Annotated in this window: 13 protein-coding genes, 8 tRNA genes and 4 rRNA genes; 22 read left to right on the top strand and 3 right to left on the bottom strand. The window is 46.3% G+C overall.

The annotated features are described in order from the left end of the window. Position 1: 1 nt before the first annotated feature. The 8 genes from rrf (FIV04_RS14175) to FIV04_RS14140 all read left to right on the top strand — a co-directional run bounded on the left by rrf (FIV04_RS14175) (position 2) and on the right by FIV04_RS14140 (position 5,931). Positions 2-117, top strand: a 5S ribosomal RNA gene (rrf, locus tag FIV04_RS14175). 346 nt (positions 118-463) lie between these two features. Next, positions 464-2,016: ribosomal RNA gene (locus FIV04_RS14170) — 16S ribosomal RNA — on the top strand. 88 nt (positions 2,017-2,104) lie between these two features. Then, positions 2,105-2,180 (top strand) — tRNA-Glu (locus tag FIV04_RS14165). A gap of 2 nt (positions 2,181-2,182) precedes the next feature. After that, positions 2,183-2,258, top strand: a tRNA-Lys gene (locus FIV04_RS14160). Between the two features lie 32 nt (positions 2,259-2,290). Further along, a tRNA-Val gene (locus FIV04_RS14155) sits at positions 2,291-2,366 on the top strand. Between the two features lie 348 nt (positions 2,367-2,714). Continuing rightward, positions 2,715-5,604, top strand: a 23S ribosomal RNA gene (locus FIV04_RS14150). A gap of 93 nt (positions 5,605-5,697) precedes the next feature. Continuing rightward, a 5S ribosomal RNA gene (rrf, locus tag FIV04_RS14145) occupies positions 5,698-5,813 on the top strand. Together the 16S, 23S and 5S rRNA genes with 4 tRNA genes alongside form the textbook arrangement of a ribosomal RNA operon. 41 nt (positions 5,814-5,854) lie before the next feature. After that, a tRNA-Asp gene (locus FIV04_RS14140) sits at positions 5,855-5,931 on the top strand. Positions 5,932-6,611: 680 nt separating this feature from the next. Here the strand turns inward: FIV04_RS14140 and pssA are convergent. Then, positions 6,612-7,952 (bottom strand): CDP-diacylglycerol--serine O-phosphatidyltransferase, encoded by a 1,341-nt coding sequence (pssA, locus tag FIV04_RS14135; RefSeq protein WP_152469425.1) that lies wholly within the window; start codon positions 7,950-7,952, stop codon positions 6,612-6,614. 91 nt (positions 7,953-8,043) lie between these two features. Continuing rightward, complete coding sequence (locus FIV04_RS14130) at positions 8,044-8,475, bottom strand: GNAT family N-acetyltransferase (protein WP_152469424.1); 432 nt, start codon at positions 8,473-8,475, stop codon at positions 8,044-8,046. Between the two features lie 66 nt (positions 8,476-8,541). On the opposite strand from FIV04_RS14130, the gene murB reads away from it, so the two are divergent. Next, positions 8,542-9,588 carry a UDP-N-acetylmuramate dehydrogenase gene (gene murB / locus FIV04_RS14125; protein WP_152469423.1) on the top strand — a complete coding sequence of 349 codons (1,047 nt, stop codon included), beginning with the start codon at positions 8,542-8,544 and terminating at the stop codon, positions 9,586-9,588. After that, a complete protein-coding gene (gene birA / locus FIV04_RS14120; RefSeq protein ID WP_152469422.1) occupies positions 9,585-10,550 on the top strand; it encodes a bifunctional biotin--[acetyl-CoA-carboxylase] ligase/biotin operon repressor BirA in 966 nt (321 codons plus the stop codon). The genes murB and birA overlap by 4 nt, the downstream gene beginning before the upstream one ends. Before the next feature lie 30 nt (positions 10,551-10,580). Here the strand turns inward: birA and coaA are convergent, their stop codons facing one another. Next, entirely contained in the window at positions 10,581-11,504 is a 924-nt protein-coding gene (gene coaA / locus FIV04_RS14115; RefSeq protein WP_032550054.1) for a type I pantothenate kinase, read from the bottom strand. Positions 11,505-11,713: 209 nt separating this feature from the next. On the opposite strand from coaA, the gene FIV04_RS14110 reads away from it, so the two are divergent. The 12 genes from FIV04_RS14110 (at position 11,714) to rpoB (ending at position 21,338) form a co-directional block, all read left to right on the top strand. Further along, positions 11,714-11,789, top strand: a tRNA-Thr gene (locus FIV04_RS14110). A gap of 43 nt (positions 11,790-11,832) precedes the next feature. Further along, a tRNA-Tyr gene (locus FIV04_RS14105) sits at positions 11,833-11,917 on the top strand. A 39-nt stretch (positions 11,918-11,956) separates the two neighbouring features. Beyond that, positions 11,957-12,031: transfer RNA gene (locus tag FIV04_RS14100), tRNA-Gly, on the top strand. A 14-nt stretch (positions 12,032-12,045) separates the two neighbouring features. Continuing rightward, positions 12,046-12,121: transfer RNA gene (locus FIV04_RS14095), tRNA-Thr, on the top strand. A 94-nt stretch (positions 12,122-12,215) separates the two neighbouring features. Continuing rightward, positions 12,216-13,400 carry an elongation factor Tu gene (gene tuf, locus FIV04_RS14090; RefSeq protein ID WP_150869364.1) on the top strand — a complete coding sequence of 395 codons (1,185 nt, stop codon included), beginning with the start codon at positions 12,216-12,218 and terminating at the stop codon, positions 13,398-13,400. Between the two features lie 224 nt (positions 13,401-13,624). Next, on the top strand, positions 13,625-14,002 hold the full coding sequence (gene secE / locus FIV04_RS14085; RefSeq protein WP_032549907.1) for a preprotein translocase subunit SecE: 378 nt from the start codon (positions 13,625-13,627) through the stop codon (positions 14,000-14,002). Between the two features lie 13 nt (positions 14,003-14,015). Next, positions 14,016-14,564 carry a transcription termination/antitermination protein NusG gene (gene nusG / locus FIV04_RS14080; RefSeq protein ID WP_032549909.1) on the top strand — a complete coding sequence of 183 codons (549 nt, stop codon included), beginning with the start codon at positions 14,016-14,018 and terminating at the stop codon, positions 14,562-14,564. A gap of 211 nt (positions 14,565-14,775) precedes the next feature. After that, the gene (gene rplK, locus FIV04_RS14075) at positions 14,776-15,204 is read left to right on the top strand and encodes a 50S ribosomal protein L11 (RefSeq protein ID WP_026084318.1); all 429 of its coding nucleotides are present in this window, start codon (positions 14,776-14,778) and stop codon (positions 15,202-15,204) included. Positions 15,205-15,208: 4 nt separating this feature from the next. Continuing rightward, positions 15,209-15,913, top strand: a complete 705-nt coding sequence (gene rplA, locus FIV04_RS14070) for a 50S ribosomal protein L1 (protein ID WP_032549910.1) — start codon at positions 15,209-15,211, stop codon at positions 15,911-15,913. 240 nt (positions 15,914-16,153) lie between these two features. Next, complete coding sequence (gene rplJ, locus FIV04_RS14065) at positions 16,154-16,648, top strand: 50S ribosomal protein L10 (protein ID WP_150893166.1); 495 nt, start codon at positions 16,154-16,156, stop codon at positions 16,646-16,648. Between the two features lie 57 nt (positions 16,649-16,705). Continuing rightward, positions 16,706-17,074, top strand: coding sequence for a 50S ribosomal protein L7/L12 (rplL, locus tag FIV04_RS14060; RefSeq protein ID WP_032549912.1), 369 nt, complete (start codon positions 16,706-16,708; stop codon positions 17,072-17,074). Between the two features lie 235 nt (positions 17,075-17,309). After that, positions 17,310-21,338 (top strand): DNA-directed RNA polymerase subunit beta, encoded by a 4,029-nt coding sequence (gene rpoB / locus FIV04_RS14055; protein WP_152469421.1) that lies wholly within the window; start codon positions 17,310-17,312, stop codon positions 21,336-21,338. Positions 21,339-21,343: the final 5 nt, after the last annotated feature.

Here is a 21,343-nt window from a genome sequence, read left to right as displayed (position 1 = left end):
GCTTGGCGACCATAGCGTTGTGGACCCACCTGATTCCATGCCGAACTCAGAAGTGAAACGCAATAGCGCCGATGGTAGTGTGGGGCTTCCCCATGTGAGAGTAGGACATCGCCAGGCTTTAATTTCGACTTTGCTTAGTATCTAAGCAAGTCACCATAAAGTTCTAACCTTTGCTTTTAGATTTTCAAAATCTGAAGGAAAAAAGATAGAGTTTTATGTTGACTTACAGAGTCAATCGCGTATTATACGCATCCGCTTCAACGCTAAAGCGTTGATAGCAAAGCTCTTTAACAATTTAAACCTATCAATCTGTGTGGGCACTCGTTGATGAATATCAAAATAGAAACTTCGGTTTCAACTTGATTTCAATGAACTGAGTGACCAATTCGAATCGTAAGATTCGGCACAGTCAATTCAACATTACTATGTAATGTAATCAGTATTCATTGAGTCACAAAATCTTAAATTGAAGAGTTTGATCATGGCTCAGATTGAACGCTGGCGGCAGGCCTAACACATGCAAGTCGAGCGGAAACGAGTTATCTGAACCTTCGGGGAACGATAACGGCGTCGAGCGGCGGACGGGTGAGTAATGCCTAGGAAATTGCCTTGATGTGGGGGATAACCATTGGAAACGATGGCTAATACCGCATGATGCCTACGGGCCAAAGAGGGGGACCTTCGGGCCTCTCGCGTCAAGATATGCCTAGGTGGGATTAGCTAGTTGGTGAGGTAATGGCTCACCAAGGCGACGATCCCTAGCTGGTCTGAGAGGATGATCAGCCACACTGGAACTGAGACACGGTCCAGACTCCTACGGGAGGCAGCAGTGGGGAATATTGCACAATGGGCGCAAGCCTGATGCAGCCATGCCGCGTGTATGAAGAAGGCCTTCGGGTTGTAAAGTACTTTCAGCAGTGAGGAAGGGGGTGTCGTTAATAGCGGCATCTCTTGACGTTAGCTGCAGAAGAAGCACCGGCTAACTCCGTGCCAGCAGCCGCGGTAATACGGAGGGTGCGAGCGTTAATCGGAATTACTGGGCGTAAAGCGCATGCAGGTGGTTTGTTAAGTCAGATGTGAAAGCCCGGGGCTCAACCTCGGAACTGCATTTGAAACTGGCAAACTAGAGTACTGTAGAGGGGGGTAGAATTTCAGGTGTAGCGGTGAAATGCGTAGAGATCTGAAGGAATACCAGTGGCGAAGGCGGCCCCCTGGACAGATACTGACACTCAGATGCGAAAGCGTGGGGAGCAAACAGGATTAGATACCCTGGTAGTCCACGCCGTAAACGATGTCTACTTGGAGGTTGTGGCCTTGAGCCGTGGCTTTCGGAGCTAACGCGTTAAGTAGACCGCCTGGGGAGTACGGTCGCAAGATTAAAACTCAAATGAATTGACGGGGGCCCGCACAAGCGGTGGAGCATGTGGTTTAATTCGATGCAACGCGAAGAACCTTACCTACTCTTGACATCCAGAGAACTTTCCAGAGATGGATTGGTGCCTTCGGGAACTCTGAGACAGGTGCTGCATGGCTGTCGTCAGCTCGTGTTGTGAAATGTTGGGTTAAGTCCCGCAACGAGCGCAACCCTTATCCTTGTTTGCCAGCGAGTAATGTCGGGAACTCCAGGGAGACTGCCGGTGATAAACCGGAGGAAGGTGGGGACGACGTCAAGTCATCATGGCCCTTACGAGTAGGGCTACACACGTGCTACAATGGCGCATACAGAGGGCAGCCAACTCGCGAGAGTGAGCGAATCCCAAAAAGTGCGTCGTAGTCCGGATTGGAGTCTGCAACTCGACTCCATGAAGTCGGAATCGCTAGTAATCGTAGATCAGAATGCTACGGTGAATACGTTCCCGGGCCTTGTACACACCGCCCGTCACACCATGGGAGTGGGCTGCAAAAGAAGTGGGTAGTTTAACCTTCGGGAGGACGCTCACCACTTTGTGGTTCATGACTGGGGTGAAGTCGTAACAAGGTAGCCCTAGGGGAACCTGGGGCTGGATCACCTCCTTATACGAAGATGTTCACGATAAGTGTCCACACAGATTGATACGGTTTAGAAAGTAAAAGAGACGAAGATATCCCAATATCTTCATGCAGTGTCCCGTTCGTCTAGAGGCCTAGGACACCGCCCTTTCACGGCGGTAACAGGGGTTCGACTCCCCTACGGGATACCATTGGGTCGTTAGCTCAGTTGGTAGAGCAGTTGACTTTTAATCAATTGGTCGCAGGTTCGAATCCTGCACGACCCACCATTCTTTCTCCGCGAAGGAATTAAAACTATCGTGGGCGATTAGCTCAGTTGGGAGAGCACCTGCCTTACAAGCAGGGGGTCACTGGTTCGAGCCCGGTATCGCCCACCATTCTCTAAATATTCTTGGAAGTTCAAAACTCCAAACCACAATTTAGGTTGCTGGTTGGATTTTTCGACTGTGAGAGTCTTTAGAAAATGAACTTCTAACGAAGTCTCATGCTCTTTAACAATTTGGAAAGCTGACTGATTTAAATAACAATTTATTTAAATCAAATTAAAAGTTCTCAATGTTTATCTGCTCTTATTTAATAAGAACGGTATAAACACAACACAAACACATTCAAGTGTCTTGTATTCAAAATTGAGTCCGGCAAACACGTAATAAGAATTAACCCTTCTTGTTACAACCAAAAACCTTGGTGATTTATCATCAACTCGAAACTTCTTCGGGTTGTATGGTTAAGTGACTAAGCGTACACGGTGGATGCCTTGGCAGTCAGAGGCGATGAAGGACGTATTAACTTGCGATAAGCCCAGATTAGGTAGTAAAAACCTTTTGAGTCTGGGATTTCCGAATGGGGAAACCCACTTACATAAGTAAGTATCTTGTTGTGAATACATAGCAGCAAGAGGCAAACCGGGGGAACTGAAACATCTAAGTACCCCGAGGAAGAGAAATCAACCGAGATTCCGAAAGTAGCGGCGAGCGAAATTGGATTAGCCCTTAAGCTTTTAATGATGCAGGTGAAGAGTCTGGAAAGTCTCGCAATAAAGGGTGATAGCCCCGTAACCGACACATCATAATCAGTGAAATCGAGTAGGGCGGGACACGTGATATCCTGTCTGAATATGGGGGGACCATCCTCCAAGGCTAAATACTACTGACTGACCGATAGTGAACCAGTACCGTGAGGGAAAGGCGAAAAGAACCCCTGTGAGGGGAGTGAAATAGAACCTGAAACCGTGTACGTACAAGCAGTAGGAGCCCTTCGAGGGTGACTGCGTACCTTTTGTATAATGGGTCAGCGACTTATATTCAGTGGCAAGGTTAACCGTTTAGGGGAGCCGTAGGGAAACCGAGTCTTAACTGGGCGTTCAGTCTCTGGATATAGACCCGAAACCAGGTGATCTAGCCATGGGCAGGTTGAAGGTTGAGTAACATCAACTGGAGGACCGAACCGACTAATGTTGAAAAATTAGCGGATGACTTGTGGCTAGGGGTGAAAGGCCAATCAAACCTGGAGATAGCTGGTTCTCCCCGAAAGCTATTTAGGTAGCGCCTCGGACGAATACTACTGGGGGTAGAGCACTGTTAAGGCTAGGGGGTCATCCCGACTTACCAACCCTTTGCAAACTCCGAATACCAGTAAGTACTATCCGGGAGACACACGGCGGGTGCTAACGTCCGTCGTGGAGAGGGAAACAACCCAGACCGCCAGCTAAGGTCCCAAAGTATAGCTAAGTGGGAAACGATGTGGGAAGGCTCAGACAGCCAGGATGTTGGCTTAGAAGCAGCCATCATTTAAAGAAAGCGTAATAGCTCACTGGTCGAGTCGGCCTGCGCGGAAGATGTAACGGGGCTAAGCTATACACCGAAGCTGCGGCTGCATACTTTAGTGTGCGGGGTAGGGGAGCGTTCTGTAAGCCGTTGAAGGTGGTCTGTAAGGGCTGCTGGAGGTATCAGAAGTGCGAATGCTGACATGAGTAACGATAAAGGGAGTGAAAAACTCCCTCGCCGGAAGACCAAGGGTTCCTGTCCAACGTTAATCGGGGCAGGGTAAGTCGACCCCTAAGGCGAGGCCGAAAGGCGTAGTCGATGGGAAACGGGTTAATATTCCCGTACTTCTTACAATTGCGATGGGGGGACGGAGAAGGCTAGGTGGGCCTGGCGACGGTTGTCCAGGTTCAAGTACGTAGGCGGAAGAGTTAGGTAAATCCGGCTCTTCATTAACGCTGAGATACGATGTCGAGCCACTACGGTGGTGAAGTCATTGATGCCATGCTTCCAGGAAAAGCCTCTAAGCTTCAGATTGTAAGGAATCGTACCCCAAACCGACACAGGTGGTCGGGTAGAGAATACCAAGGCGCTTGAGAGAACTCGGGTGAAGGAACTAGGCAAAATGGTACCGTAACTTCGGGAGAAGGTACGCTCTTATCGGTGAAGTCCCTCGCGGATGGAGCTGACGAGAGTCGCAGATACCAGGTGGCTGCAACTGTTTATTAAAAACACAGCACTGTGCAAAATCGTAAGATGACGTATACGGTGTGACGCCTGCCCGGTGCCGGAAGGTTAATTGATGGGGTTAGACTTCGGTCGAAGCTCTTGATCGAAGCCCCGGTAAACGGCGGCCGTAACTATAACGGTCCTAAGGTAGCGAAATTCCTTGTCGGGTAAGTTCCGACCTGCACGAATGGCGTAATGATGGCCACGCTGTCTCCACCCGAGACTCAGTGAAATTGAAATCGCTGTGAAGATGCAGTGTACCCGCGGCTAGACGGAAAGACCCCGTGAACCTTTACTACAGCTTGGCACTGAACATTGACCCTACATGTGTAGGATAGGTGGGAGACTTTGAAACCGCGTCGCTAGATGTGGTGGAGTCGTCCTTGAAATACCACCCTTGTAGTGTTGATGTTCTAACGTTGGTCCCTGAATCGGGATTACGGACAGTGCCTGGTGGGTAGTTTGACTGGGGCGGTCTCCTCCCAAAGAGTAACGGAGGAGCACGAAGGTGGGCTAATCACGGTTGGACATCGTGAGGTTAGTGCAATGGCATAAGCCCGCTTGACTGCGAGAATGACAATTCGAGCAGGTGCGAAAGCAGGTCATAGTGATCCGGTGGTTCTGAATGGAAGGGCCATCGCTCAACGGATAAAAGGTACTCCGGGGATAACAGGCTGATACCGCCCAAGAGTTCATATCGACGGCGGTGTTTGGCACCTCGATGTCGGCTCATCACATCCTGGGGCTGAAGTCGGTCCCAAGGGTATGGCTGTTCGCCATTTAAAGTGGTACGCGAGCTGGGTTTAGAACGTCGTGAGACAGTTCGGTCCCTATCTGCCGTGGGCGTTGGAAGATTGAAGGGGGCTGCTCCTAGTACGAGAGGACCGGAGTGGACGAACCTCTGGTGTTCGGGTTGTCATGCCAATGGCATTGCCCGGTAGCTAAGTTCGGAATCGATAACCGCTGAAAGCATCTAAGCGGGAAGCGAGCCCTGAGATGAGTCTTCCCTGGCGCTTTAAGCGCCCTAAAGGGTTGTTCAAGACTAGAACGTTGATAGGCAGGGTGTGTAAGCGCTGTGAGGCGTTGAGCTAACCTGTACTAATTGCCCGTGAGGCTTAACCATACAACACCCAAGGGGTTTTGATGGACTCAAGATATACAAACGCTTGAATGAGTTTGAGAGAACAGAAACAGCTTTCCGAATTTTAAGAATTTGCTTGGCGATCATAGCGTTGTGGACCCACCTGATTCCATGCCGAACTCAGAAGTGAAACGCAATAGCGCCGATGGTAGTGTGGGGCTTCCCCATGTGAGAGTAGGACATCGCCAGGCTTTAATTTTGGAACCACGTCTAAAGACGTGTTTACCACTGCGGAGTGGTAGTTCAGTTGGTTAGAATACCGGCCTGTCACGCCGGGGGTCGCGGGTTCGAGTCCCGTCCACTCCGCCACTTATCAGAAAGCCTAGTCTTACGACTAGGCTTTCGTCGTTTCTAGGGGTAGGTATTTTAGTCTTGAGTCAACGAGTCACAGGTTGAGTGCCACCTCAATCACTTTGTCGTTACAGAGAGGCCCTGCTAGAAATCGCAGGGCTTTTTTACATCTATCAGATATGGTTGTGCTGTTACATAGCAAGCTTCGTTCGTTTGTAGATCGAATGCGAAAGTACAGCAGCCCAACAATCTCGTTATTTATTAGAAAGCCCAGTCTTATGACTAGGCTTTGGTCGCTTCTGGGGTTAGATGTCATAGCCTCAGGTCAGCGATTTTAATCCTATTGACTACTTCATATAAACTTGAGTAGATATGCTCGAGCACTATATCCGCTAACATAAATAGTCACCTTGTTATGTCATAAGATCAGTTCCTGACATAGTTGATTGAGGTGATAAACCCTGAAAGATGTATCAGGTCGTTATTACCTGTTCAGTGGAAGTAGAGCTCATTGTAGACCGTTGACAAGGCAGGGTAGCCAGAAAAACTATCTCGTATCTCGTATCTCGTATCTCGTATCTCGTATCTCGTATCTCGTATCTCGTATCTCGTATCTCGTATCTCGTATCTCGTATTACAGATACAAAAACGCCCAGCGACTGCTAGGCGTTAAAGTAGAGATAATTTAAAGCTGATACTTATAGAATCTGTTTAAGCACTCTATCAGCCTTTACGCGTGTTATCTTGCGAATTAGCTTTTGCACTTCAGTTGGGTAGCTATCAACTTTATCTAGCTGCTTATAAGTGCAGATCAGCTGAGTATGTTGAAGGATATTATCGACTTCAGCTTGGAATTTCTCAGCCAGATGATTGTAGTTATCCTGGATGAAAATACCGTTCTCAAGATCGAGTTTCCAAGCTCTTGGGTTCAGGTTGTTACCTGTAAGAAGCATGTAACGCTTATCTACCCAAATACCTTTTAGGTGGAAGCTGTTTGAATCGTGTTTCCAAAGGTGGATAGATAGTTTACGACTCGCGATGTTTGCCTCATTCGCTTTGGCAAAACGACGCAGGTTTAGTTCATATAGGTAAGGCAGGCCACCGATGGTCTTGAACTCTTCTTCTGGAGAGATAAAGAAGTCATTCGCCGTTTTATCACCAACAACAATACTTACCTTTACCCCACGTTTAAGGGCTTTTTTCACTTCCTTCGCAAGACTAGGTGGGAAGTTGAAGTAAGGGGTGCAGATGAAGATTTCATCTTTGGCTTGAGCGATCAACTGATTGATGCCTTGGTTTAGGCGGTTGCGGCGTTTACCAATGCCAACGAGCGGAGTCACTGCCACTTGCTCACTTGAGACTTCTTCGCTCTTAAACTGATATTGAGAGCGAGCTAGTGTCGACCGGAACTGGCGGATCGCTGATTTAATTTGTTTAGTGGTTGGCTTGCTGTGGTCAGCTAAGTTGTTTACGGCTGTGTCTGCCACCATTTGTTCTTGCACGTAGCTGAACATCGTATCAGCTAGAGTCTTATTGTTTAAAACATGGTAACGGTCAAAACGGTAGCGGTCGTGATAGTTCAAGTAGATGTTGTTGAGACTTGCACCACTGTAGATAACCTTATCGTCAACGACGAACCCTTTCAGGTGAAGCACACCAAAGACTTCTTTGCCGCGAACAGGGATGCCATAAACAGGGACTTCATGTTCATACTTATCTGCGAATGCTTTATACATTGCAGCGTTACCTTCTGATGATTCCGCACCAATAAGGCCACGCTGAGCTCGGTGCCAATCAACACAGACACTGATATCAAGCTGAGGGTTGCTTTGCTTAGCTTCATACAGTGCAGTAAGGATCTCACGACCTGCTTCGTCATCTTCTAGATAGAGAGCAACCAGACAGATACGCTGAGTTGCTTCAGAGATCTCTTTAAGTAAACGAGTTCTGAACTCTTGTGCTGATAACAGTACTTCAAACTTATCGGGGTTCTGAGCTACAGTGGGTAACTGTATGAATGGATTCCTACTAGCAATCATATTGACTGTTTGACCTTAAAAATATGCAAAATTGCGAACAGCGAATTTTACCAAAGGCAAATGGCGAATTACTAGATAATCGAGGCATTCTCTAACAATTTTGCTGATAATGCATAGGAATGAGATCTTTTCCACTATTTGTATAGCGCTCGAAGAGGTTTTTCAGGCTATTTGGCAGCTCTTGAGGTGATATTTTTACAAAATGGTGGCGGCTATAAAAGCTCTCTAAATGGGCGTAAGCAAAGCAATAATCTTGTTCATTCAACGTATTTTCTTCACAGTAGTCCATCAACTTTTTTCCCAGTTGTTGTCCTCGATATTCCTTTGAAATTGCCATTCCTGTCAGTAAGCGAAACTGTTCGATTGTGCGAAGGCGAACCACTCCTAATAATTGGCTATCAATGGTTAATGAGTAGATTAACTCGCTCTTGTTAGCCTTACCGGAAGGGTAGTGCTCTTTATAGAAGCGCTTAACTAATGGAACTTTGATTGGATCCAGCTGGGCTATTATTACATTGTTCATTCAATCACTGCGCCGGTTGGGTAACTGCTGTAGAATGGTGGCAGTTTAGTTTAATTGAATATCGCCATGCAATCTTATCTCAATGCCAGTTTGAAAAAGGCACATACCTTCTCTATCGAGCAGACTTGTGATGTGCTTATTGAAATCCGCTCTGTAGACGACCTGATTTCCGCTTACCAATCTCCACAATGGAGCCACCTTCCGAAACTGATGTTAGGTAAGGGTAGCAACATGCTATTTACCGAGCACTTTGCAGGTTTGGTGATGGTGAATAAGCTGGAAGGGATTGAGCGGACCGAAACTGAGACACACTATAAACTGCATATTAGTGGTGGTGAAGATTGGCCAAGCTTGGTGGAGTGGTCTGTCGATCAAGGAATCGGCGGATTAGAAAATCTCGCCATGATTCCTGGATGTTCAGGTTCTGCACCGATTCAGAATATCGGTGCTTACGGCGTTGAGTTTCAAGATGTATGTGAATACGTTGATATCCTGTGTTTAGACACATACAAAGTAAAGAGGTTAAGTCGCGAAGAGTGCCAGTTTGGTTATCGTGATTCTATATTCAAACACGCCCTGTATGGTAAAGCGATTGTGGTCGCGATTGGTTTAACCTTGAGTAAAGACTGGCAGCCATGTAATCACTATGGGCCACTCAAGGCATTGGACATAGAGACGATTTCCCCTCGTGTTATCTTCGATGAAGTTTGTGCAATTCGCTCAAGTAAGCTCCCAGACCCTGCGGTAAATGGTAATGCAGGCAGTTTCTTTAAAAACCCTGTGATCGAAAAGGATCACTATGATCTATTAACTCAAACTTATCCAAGCATTGTTGGTTATGAGAGTGGCGATAAGATCAAAGTGGCTGCGGGGTGGTTGATCGATCAATGTCAGTTCAAGGGGCATAAAGAAGGGGGTGCTCAGGTTCACCCAAATCAGGCCTTGGTTTTGATTAACTACAGTGAAGCTTCTTCTGAAGATGTTGTCCGTCTAGCAAACCAAGTTCGTTCAGCAGTTAAAGAGAATTTTGGTATTACGCTTGAGCATGAAGTGAGGTTTATGGGTAAAGATGGTGAGATCAATCTCGATATCGCACTGGAGGCGCTAGCATGAGAGACCATACAACCAAGTTAACCCTGCTTAAAGCTCTGGCTGATGGCGAGTTCCATTCAGGTGAAGCGCTAGGCGAGCTGATAGGTGTTTCTCGTGCCGCTATCAGTAAGCATATTAAGGGTATACAAGACTGGGGACTGGATATTTATCGAGTGCAAGGTAAGGGCTATAAGCTCGCTCAGCCACTGAACATGCTTGATGATTCGAAGCTTAAGGCGCCTGGCGTAGACTCTTCCTTAGAACTTATACCAATTATCGGTTCTACAAACCAACACCTGCTTGATAAGGGAGACTCTCTAGAGTCAGGTTCGGTATGTATTGCAGAATACCAGGCTTCTGGGCGTGGTCGTCGCGGACGCGAATGGGTATCCCCGTTTGGCGCCAACTTATATTTGTCAATGTACTGGCGACTGGATGCTGGTATGGCAGCGGCAATGGGACTGAGTCTCGTCGTTGGTGTTGCCATTGTTGAGGCTCTCGAGGAGATGGGGGTTGAAGGCGTCAAGCTCAAATGGCCGAACGACCTATATCACAATGATAAGAAACTTGCGGGAATCTTGGTAGAGCTTTCAGGACAGTCTGGTGGTGCGGCTAATATCGTGATCGGTATGGGCCTAAACTTATCAATGGATCCAAATACATCGGGTATTGGACAACCATGGACTTCGTTAAAAGAGGTCTGCGGAGGTCAGGTACCAGACCGCAATGAGTTAGCGCAGGCGTTAATTAATGCTTGGTATAAAGCGCTTGATGAGTATGAGCTCAAAGGAATGACAGACTTCGTTGGACGCTGGAATCGATTAGATAACTTCCTAGGACGTTCGGTTCGCTTGATCATTGGACCGAGAGAGATAGAAGGTACGGTCAAAGGCATTAATGAGCAAGGTGCTGTTCTACTAGAAACTGAGAATGGCATTGAAGCCTATATTGGTGGCGAAATCTCACTGCGCAAAGCGGACTAGTCGCCCCCAAAATACTAAAAATCATCCTCACTACTTGCGTAGTAAAACCTCTTCAACCATATGATCAGCGCCCTTACGTAGAATAAGGTGCGCTCTTTCTCTGGTCGGTAAGATATTCTGCTCTAAGTTGAGACCATTAATCGACTTCCAGATATTCTGAGCTTTATCGACCGCTTCTTGATCATTGAGCAAGGTGTAGTGGCTAAAGTAAGAGCCTGGTTTGGCGAATGCACCCTCACGGAACTTCATAAAGCGATTCACATACCACTCTTGAATTTGCGCGCTGTCTGCGTCGACATAAAGAGAGAAATCCAAGAAATCTGAAATAAATACACGATGTGGTTCGTGTGGGTAGTTCATACCGCTCTGCAGTACATTCAGCCCTTCGATGATCAAGACATCTGGAAGATCGACTTCTTTTACTTCGTCGGTGATGTTGTAGGTTAGGTGTGAGTAGACAGGCGCCTGCACATTACGCTTACAGGCTTTGACATCGGAAACAAACTTCACCAAGCGCTTAATATCGTAAGACTCAGGAAAGCCTTTTTTGCCCATTAAGCCTTTTTCTTGAAGTACTTCGTTTGGATATAAAAAGCCGTCGGTGGTCACCAGCTCAACTTTTGGGTGGTTGTCCCAGCGAGAAAGTAGGGCTTTCAGTAATCGAGCTGTGGTGCTTTTGCCTACTGCGACACTGCCTGCAATGCCAATAACAAAGGGAGGCGCTTTCTCGTCTTTATCCAAAAACTGCTGAAGCACCGAGTTACGGTTCTGTCTTGCAGCCACATAGAGGTTTAATAGACGTGAGAGGGGTAGGTAGATCTCTACCGCTTCTTCCATCGTCAATTTTTCATTGATCCCTTGAAGCTCTTTTAAGTCATTTTCTGACAGTGTCATGGGAACTAAATTTCTTAGTTCAGACCAGCGTTCGCGGTCAAATGACATAAATGGGCTCATAAAAACTCTATAGTGGGTTACAAAACAAGTGCATGGAAAATACATCATGCGATGGATAAATAAAATATATTCGTGAGAGAGATGTGGATTAAAGAGACAAACTTAATAAGAAATACCCGCTAAATTTCATTACTTATTAGATTTTTCCATTTTTTTTCAATTTACTATTGCAAGGTGGAAAATCATTCAATAAAATGCGCCCCACTTGTGCCGACTTAGCTCAGTAGGTAGAGCAACTGACTTGTAATCAGTAGGTCACCAGTTCGATTCCGGTAGTCGGCACCACTTTCTTCCCTCTTAAGGGAGCGAGAAGAAAGCTTAAAAATTTGGAGGGGTTCCCGAGTGGCCAAAGGGAGCAGACTGTAAATCTGCCGGCACTGCCTTCGATGGTTCGAATCCGTCCCCCTCCACCATATTCTAAAGGTTAAATAGCTCAAACAGAGTTACGTGTTGCGTGCATCGTATAATGGCTATTACCTCAGCCTTCCAAGCTGATGATGCGGGTTCGATTCCCGCTGCACGCTCCAACTCAAATTTGTGTGCTGATATAGCTCAGTCGGTAGAGCGCACCCTTGGTAAGGGTGAGGTCCCCAGTTCAAATCTGGGTATCAGCACCAGTCTAAAGCTTCTTCTCCTTTAAATTAAAAAATAACCATTTTTTTGGTTGCGTGGTCATCAAAGCCACTTAATCCGTACCTAGAGGGACACCCCATGTCTAAAGAAAAATTTGAACGTACGAAACCGCACGTAAACGTTGGTACTATCGGCCACGTTGACCACGGTAAAACAACTCTAACTGCTGCTATCTGTACTACACTTTCTAAAGTGTACGGTGGTGAAGCGAAAGACTTCGCATCTATCGATAACGCTCCAGAAGAGCGTGAGCGCGGTATCACAATCGCAACTTCTCACGTTGAGTACGACACTCCAACTCGTCACTACGCACACGTAGACTGTCCAGGACACGCGGATTATGTTAAAAACATGATCACTGGTGCTGCACAAATGGACGGTGGTATCCTAGTTGTTGCTGCGACTGATGGCCCAATGCCTCAAACTCGTGAGCACATCCTACTTGGTCGTCAAGTTGGTATCCCTTACATCATCGTATTCATGAACAAATGTGACATGGTTGATGACGAAGAGCTACTTGAGCTAGTAGAAATGGAAGTTCGTGAACTTCTTTCTGAGTACGAATTCCCAGGTGATGACCTACCAGTAATCCAAGGTTCTGCTCTTGGCGCACTAAACGGCGAGAAGGAATGGGAAGACAAGATCGTTGAGCTAGCTGAAGCTCTAGATACTTACATCCCAGAGCCAGAGCGTGCAGTAGACCAACCGTTCCTACTACCAATCGAAGACGTATTCTCGATCCAAGGTCGTGGTACAGTTGTAACTGGTCGTATCGAGCGCGGTATCCTAACTGTAGGTGACGAAGTAGAAATCGTTGGTATCAAAGAAACAACAGTAACTACATGTACTGGTGTTGAAATGTTCCGTAAGCTTCTAGACGAAGGTCGTGCTGGTGAGAACGTTGGTGCACTTCTACGTGGTACTAAGCGTGACGAAGTTGAGCGTGGTCAAGTACTAGCTGCTCCTAAGTCAATCAACCCACACACTAAGTTTGAGTCTGAAGTATACGTACTTTCTAAAGACGAAGGCGGCCGTCACACTCCTTTCTTCAAAGGTTACCGTCCACAGTTCTACTTCCGTACAACTGACGTAACAGGCGACATCACTCTACCAGAAGGCGTAGAAATGGTAATGCCAGGTGACAACGTTCAAATGACTGTTGAGCTAATCGCTCCAATCGCAATGGACGAAGGCCTACGTTTCGCTATCCGTGAAGGTGGCCGTACTGTAGGTGCTGGTGTTGTAGCTAAAATCTTTGCATAAGATTTGACGAACCACTAGTAAAAAGGGCATCATTTGATGCCCTTTTTCTGCGCTAAAAAAAGAGTTGCGTGAAATCACAGCAACTTTGTCTCTTAGCAAAGAATAAAACGATCATTTTTGACTAAAATGACTGTTAGATGTGTTGTTCTGCAACGCAAAGGAATGTGCCCTGCAACAGCGGGGTTATTGTCGTCTATATTTAAGACTTATCACAGGTTGGTTTTATGAAAGCAAACGCTGAGACTCCTGATAGCTCAAGTGCAGCAGATACAATGAAGTGGATTGTCGCTTTTGTTCTGCTAGCCGCCGCTGTTGTGGGTAATTACCTGTATGGTGAATTATCAGTTGTAATTCGCGCTGCAGGTGTAGTTGTGCTGATTGCTGCCGCACTAGGCGTTGCAGCAACGACAACTAAAGGTAAAGCTGCGATCGAATTTGCAAAAGAATCTCGCATGGAGATTCGTAAAGTGGTTTGGCCTACACGCCAAGAAACTATGCAAACCACATTGATCGTTCTAGCTGTAAGTATTGTTATGGCTCTAGCACTATGGGGCATCGACGGCATTATGGTTCGTCTTGTTGCCTTTGTGACTGGGGTATAGAGGGTTCTGATTCATGAGTGAAGCTCCAAAAAAACGTTGGTATGTAGTTCAAGCCTTCTCTGGCTTTGAAGGTCGTGTGGCTCAATCGCTACGCGAACATATTAAAATGCACAACATGGAAGAACTGTTTGGCGATGTGCTAGTACCTACTGAAGAAGTAGTGGAAATGCGCGCGGGTCAACGTCGTAAGAGTGAACGTAAATTCTTCCCTGGCTACGTATTAGTTCAGATGATCATGAATGACGAATCATGGCACTTAGTACGCAGCATTCCGCGTGTTATGGGCTTCATTGGTGGCACCTCTGATCGTCCTGCACCAATCACTGACAAAGAAGCTGATGCGATTCTGAACCGTCTAGAGAAAGCGAGCGAAGCTCCACGTCCTAAGACTATGTTCGAAGCTGGTGAAGTGGTTCGTGTGAACGATGGTCCATTTGCTGACTTCAACGGTACTGTTGAAGAAGTGGATTACGAGAAGAGCCGCATTAAGGTTTCTGTATCGATCTTTGGTCGTGCAACTCCTGTTGAGCTTGAATTCGGTCAGGTTGAAAAACTGGACTAAGACTCGAATAGTTGAACAAAGTTGTGGATAACTTATTGGCAACTTGTTTAAATTAAAAGAGTATAAAAAATCACCTTTTTAGGGTTGTTTAAGGCGCGAATTATGATTATAATTTCGCGCCTTTTTACTTCTGAGGAAGTAAAAAGCTTAATTCAAATTATGGGGAGCTTGCCTTTCGGCTAGCGCATGTACCCAAATATTAGGAAATATCATGGCTAAGAAAGTTGAAGCTTATATCAAACTGCAAGTTGCAGCTGGTATGGCAAACCCGTCGCCACCGGTTGGTCCTGCTCTAGGTCAACACGGTGTTAACATCATGGAATTCTGTAAAGCGTTCAACGCAAAAACAGAATCTGTTGAAAAAGGTCTACCGACTCCAGTAGTTATTACTGTATACAACGACCGTTCTTTCACGTTCGTAACTAAGACTCCACCTGCTGCTGTTCTTCTTAAGAAAGCTGCTGGCGTTAAGTCTGGTTCAGGTCGTCCAAACACTGAAAAAGTGGGTACTGTAACTGACGCTCAAATCCAAGAAATCGCAGAAACTAAAGCTGCTGACATGACTGGTGCTGACATCGAAGCAATGAAGCGTTCAATCGCTGGTACTGCTCGTTCAATGGGCCTAGTGGTAGAGGGTTAATAAGATGGCAAAACTTACTAAGCGTATGCGCGTAATCCGCGAAAAAGTTGACGTAACTAAAGAGTACGAAATCAACGAAGCTGTTGCTCTTCTTAAAGAACTAGCTACTGCTAAATTCGTTGAGTCTGTTGATGTTGCTGTTAACCTAGGCATCGATGCTCGTAAATCTGACCAAAACGTACGTGGCGCTACTGTGCTACCTCACGGTACTGGCCGTGAAATCCGCGTTGCTGTGTTCACTCAAGGTGCAAACGCAGAAGCAGCTAAAGAAGCTGGCGCAGATGTTGTTGGTATGGAAGATCTTGCTGAGCAAGTGAAGAAAGGCGAAATGAACTTCGACGTAGTTGTTGCTTCTCCAGATGCAATGCGTGTTGTTGGTCAACTAGGTACTATCCTAGGTCCACGCGGCCTTATGCCAAACCCGAAAGTTGGTACTGTAACTCCTAACGTTGCTGAAGCTGTTAAGAACGCTAAAGCTGGTCAGGTTCGTTACCGTAACGACAAGAACGGCATCATCCACACTACTATCGGTAAAGCATCTTTCGAAGCTAACCAGATTCAAGAAAACCTTGAAGCTCTGCTAGTTGCTCTTAAGAAAGCTAAGCCTTCTTCAGCGAAAGGTACTTTCCTGAAGAAAGTAAGCATCTCTACTACTATGGGTGCTGGTGTTGCTGTTGATCAGGCTAGCCTGAACACTCAAGCAAACTAATTTGCTTAGGCGCAGATTTAGTGTATACTTCTGCGCCTAATATTTGTGGTTGGGTGATTTCTGAAGCAATTCGAGTCATCTATCCCAAGACCGTAGGCGCTGTACTTTTCGGAGCTACAGCTTAATAAAACCTACGTAGGCGGTGCCTAATTTAAATGAAGTGATTCATGTTTATTAGCATCGTAAACGCTCATTACACACTGTGATGAGTGCTGTAATCACAACCAGAGGTTAATCCAAATGGCTTTAAATCTTCAAGACAAAAAAGCAATTGTTGCTGAAGTCAACGAAGCAGCTAATGGTGCACTTTCTGCAGTTGTAGCTGATTCTCGTGGCGTTGAAGTTGGCGCAATGACTTCTCTACGTAAACAAGCTCGCGAAGCGGGTGTTTACATGAAAGTTGTTCGTAACACACTAGCACGCCGTGCGGTTCAGGGTACAGACTACGAGTGTCTAGTTGACACTTTCACTGGTCCAACTCTGATCGCGTTCTCTAACGAGCACCCAGGTGCTGCAGCGCGTCTTTTCAAAGACTTCGCTAAAGAGAACAAAGATTTCGAGATCAAAGCTGCTGCATTTGAAGGCGCAGTTACTGATGCTGAAGTACTAGCGACACTACCAACTTACGACGAAGCAATCGCACGCCTAATGATGTGCATGAAAGAAGCTTCTGCAGGCAAGCTGGTTCGTACTATCGCTGCACTACGTGACCAAAAAGAAGAAGCTGCGGCATAAGCCTTGCTTTTCACTGGTTGCAAATTAAACTTATTGTTGACTTAAAAGAGAATTGTTATGTCTATTACTAACGAGCAAATCCTAGACGCAGTTGCAGAAATGTCTGTAATGCAAGTTGTTGAGCTTATCGAAGCTATGGAAGAGAAATTCGGCGTATCTGCTGCAGCTGCTGTTGTAGCTGGCGGCGCTGCTGGTGGCGAAGCTGCTGCTGAGCAAACTGAATTCGACGTAATCCTAACTGCTGCTGGTTCTAACAAAGTACAAGTAATCAAAGCTGTACGTGGCGCAACTGGCCTAGGTCTTAAAGAAGCTAAAGGTCTTGTAGACTCAGCTCCAGCACCTCTAAAAGAAGGCGTTGACAAAGCTGAAGCTGAAGCTCTTAAAGCACAGCTAGAAGAAGCAGGCGCTTCTGTTGAAGTTAAGTAATTATTACTTAATTTCTTAGCCTAACGGCTATTGGCTGGTGGTTAAATAACCACCGGCCTTTTTGCGCTGTAGGGCTATGACGAATTTTCCCGCTGTTTAAACGTCATAACCTGAGCAAAAAAACGATTACCTTTCCAAGATAGTCGTTCACTACAGTAAACAGCTGTTAGTCACTACCCCCTCCGAGGAGTGTTTCGGGTAGTTTGGGTCACTTATCAGCGAGCTGAGGAACCCCATGGTTTACTCTTATACCGAGAAAAAGCGCATCCGTAAGGACTTTGGTACTCGTCCACAAGTTTTGGACATTCCATACCTGTTATCGATCCAGCTTGATTCTTTCGACAAATTCATCGAACAGGATCCTGAAGGTCAATACGGTCTTGAGGCTGCTTTTCGTTCTGTATTCCCAATTCAGAGCTACAACGGCAATTCTGAGCTGCAATACGTTAGCTACCGTCTTGGTGAGCCAGTTTTTGACGTTAAAGAATGTCAAATCCGCGGTGTAACTTACTCAAAGCCACTACGCGTTAAACTACGTCTAGTTATCTTTGATAAAGATGCGCCAGCAGGTACTGTAAAAGACATTAAAGAACAAGAAGTCTACATGGGCGAAATTCCGCTTATGACAGACAATGGTACTTTCGTAATCAATGGTACCGAGAGGGTTATCGTATCCCAGCTGCACCGAAGCCCAGGCGTGTTCTTCGACAGTGATAAGGGTAAAACCCACTCATCAGGTAAAGTTCTTTATAACGCACGTGTAATTCCTTACCGTGGCTCATGGTTAGACTTTGAGTTCGATCCTAAGGACAACTTATTCGTACGTATCGACCGTCGTCGTAAGCTACCAGCTTCAATCATCCTTCGTGCACTAGGTAAATCGACAGAAGAGATCCTGGATCTATTCTTCGAGAAAGTGAACTTCGAAGTGAAAGACCAAACTCTACTAATGGAGTTGGTTCCAGATCGTCTACGTGGTGAAACTGCGTCATTCGACATCGAAGCAAACGGCAAAGTTTACGTTGAGACTGGTCGTCGTGTTACTGCTCGTCACATCCGTCAACTTGAGAAAGATGGCGTTGAACACATCGAAGTACCAGTAGAGTACATCGTTGGTAAAGTTGCATCGAAAGATTACATCAACGAAGCAACTGGCGAGATCATTGTTGGTGCTAACCAAGAGATCAGCCTAGAGGCACTTGCTAACCTATCTCAAGCAGGTCACAAAGCTCTGGAAGTACTGTTCACGAATGACCTAGACCATGGTCCATTCATGTCAGACACTCTACGTGCAGACAGCACTGTAGATCGCATCTCTGCGCTTGTAGAAATCTACCGCATGATGCGCCCTGGCGAGCCACCAACAAAAGAAGCTGCAGAAGCTCTATTCGAAAGCCTATTCTTCTCTGAAGAACGTTACGACCTATCAACTGTAGGCCGTATGAAGTTCAACAGCTCTATCGAGCGTGAAGAAGAAGAAGAGCGCGGTACGCTAGACGAATCAGACATCATCGAAGTGATGAAGAAGCTGATCGCTATCCGTAACGGTAAAGGTGAAGTTGATGATATCGACCACCTAGGTAACCGTCGTATCCGTTCAGTAGGTGAAATGGCAGAGAACCAATTCCGTGTTGGTCTAGTTCGTGTAGAACGTGCTGTTAAAGAGCGCCTAAGCCTTGGTGACCTTGATGCAATCATGCCTCAAGACCTAATCAATGCTAAGCCTATTTCTGCTGCTGTTAAAGAATTCTTTGGCTCTTCACAGCTTTCACAGTTCATGGACCAAAACAACCCATTGTCAGAAGTAACGCACAAGCGTCGTATTTCTGCTTTAGGTCCAGGCGGTCTAACTCGTGAACGCGCAGGCTTCGAAGTACGTGACGTTCACGTAACTCACTACGGTCGTCTATGTCCGATCGAAACGCCTGAAGGTCCAAACATCGGTCTAATTAACTCGCTATCTGCATTTGCGCGTTGTAACGACTACGGTTTCCTAGAAACTCCGTACCGTCGCGTAGTAGATGGTGTTGTAACAGACGAAGTAGATTACCTATCTGCAATCCAGGAAGGTCAATTTGTAATCGCACAGGCGAACACCGTTCTTACTGAAGAGGGTACGTTCGCAGATGAGCTAATCACTGCTCGTCAAAAAGGTGAATCTGGTCTTCACCCACGCGACCACGTTGACTACATGGACGCTGCGACAAACCAAGTAGTATCTATCGCTGCATCGCTTATCCCGTTCCTAGAACACGATGATGCGAACCGTGCATTGATGGGTGCGAACATGCAACGTCAAGCAGTTCCAACTCTAAAAGCTGATAAGCCTCTAGTTGGTACAGGTATCGAACGTAACATCGCAGTAGACTCTGGTGTAACAGCCGTAGCTAAACGTGGTGGTATGATTCAGTCTGTAGACGCTTCTCGTATCGTAGTTAAGGTTAACGAAGATGAGCTAGTACCTGGCGAAGCTGGTATCGACATCTACAACCTAACTAAGTACACGCGTTCTAACCAAAATACATGTATTAACCAACGTCCTACCGTGCTTCCAGGTGAACCTGTATCACGTGGCGACGTACTAGCTGACGGTCCTTCAACAGACCTTGGTGAGCTAGCTCTTGGTCAAAACATGCGTATCGCATTCATGCCTTGGAACGGCTACAACTTCGAAGACTCGATCTTAGTATCTGAGCGCGTAGTTCAAGAAGACCGTTTCACGACTATCCACATCCAAGAACTATCTTGTGTGGCTCGTGATACTAAGCTGGGCTCTGAAGAGATCACAGCTGATATTCCAAACGTAGGTGAGTCTGCTCTGTCTAAACTAGACGAGTCAGGTATCGTTTACATTGGTGCTGAAGTTAAGGGTGGCGACATCCTAGTTGGTAAAGTAACACCTAAAGGTGAAACTCAACTGACTCCTGAAGAGAAGCTACTACGTGCAATCTTCGGTGAGAAAGCATCTGATGTTAAAGATACTTCTCTACGTGTACCAAACTCTGTTTCAGGTACGATCATCGATGTACAAGTCTTCACTCGCGATGGCGTAGAGAAAGACAAGCGTGCACTTGAAATCGAACAGATGCAGCTGAAAGAAGCGAAGAAAGACCTAACTGAAGAGTTCCAAATTCTTGAGGGTGGCCTTCTTAACCGTGTTAAAGCTGTTCTTCTGTCTGGTGGTTACTCTGAAGCTAAGCTTGATGCAATCGGCCGTAAGAAGTGGCTAGAGCAAGCACTAGAAGACGACGCGCTACAATCACAGCTTGAGCAACTTGCTGAGCAGTGGGATGAGCTAAAAGCTGACTTCGATAAGAAGTTTGAAACTAAGCGTCGTAAGATCACTCAAGGTGATGATCTAGCGCCTGGCGTACTGAAGATTGTTAAGGTTTACCTAGCAGTTAAACGTCGCATCCAGCCTGGTGATAAGATGGCGGGTCGTCACGGTAACAAAGGTGTAATCTCTAAGATTAACCCTGTTGAAGACATGCCATACGATGAGAAAGGTCAACCTGTCGACATCGTACTAAACCCACTGGGTGTACCATCGCGTATGAACATCGGTCAGATCCTAGAAGTACACTTAGGTCTGGCTGCGAAAGGTATCGGTGACAAGATCAACCAAATGGTTAAGGAACAACAAGAACTGCACAAGTTCCGTGAGTTCCTACAGAAGGTTTACGATCTTGGTGATACTCGTCAGAAAGTTGACATTGCTGAACTGTCTGATGATCAAGTTCGTACTCTGATCAAGAACCTACGTGGCGGTCTACCGATTGCTACTCCTGTGTTCGACGGTGCTTCTGAAGCGTTAATCAAAGAACTACTTAAACTGGGTGACCTACCAGAATCTGGTCAGCTAACTCTGTTTGATGGTCGTACTGGTGATGCGTTTGAGCGTCCTGTAACTGTTGGTTACATGTACATGCTGAAACTAAACCACCTTGTTGATGACAAGATGCACGCTCGTTCAACTGGTTCTTACAGCCTAGTAACTCAGCAACCACTTGGTGGTAAAGCTCAGTTCGGTGGTCAGCGTTTCGGTGAGATGGAAGTATGGGCACTAGAAGCATACGGTGCTGCTTACACGCTTCAAGAAATGCTAACAGTTAAGTCGGATGACGTTAACGGCCGTACTAAGATGTATAAGAACATCGTAGATGGCAACCATAGCATGGAACCTGGCATGCCAGAATCGTTCAACGTACTGTTGAAAGAGATCCGCTCGCTAGGTATTAACATCGAGCTAGAAGACGAAGAGTAATCCCC

This window comes from Vibrio sp. THAF190c (assembly GCF_009363355.1).
GTDB lineage: Bacteria > Pseudomonadota > Gammaproteobacteria > Enterobacterales > Vibrionaceae > Vibrio > Vibrio fortis_A.
Note: the sequence above shows the minus strand (reverse complement) of the source record. Positions and strands in the feature narration are given on the sequence as shown.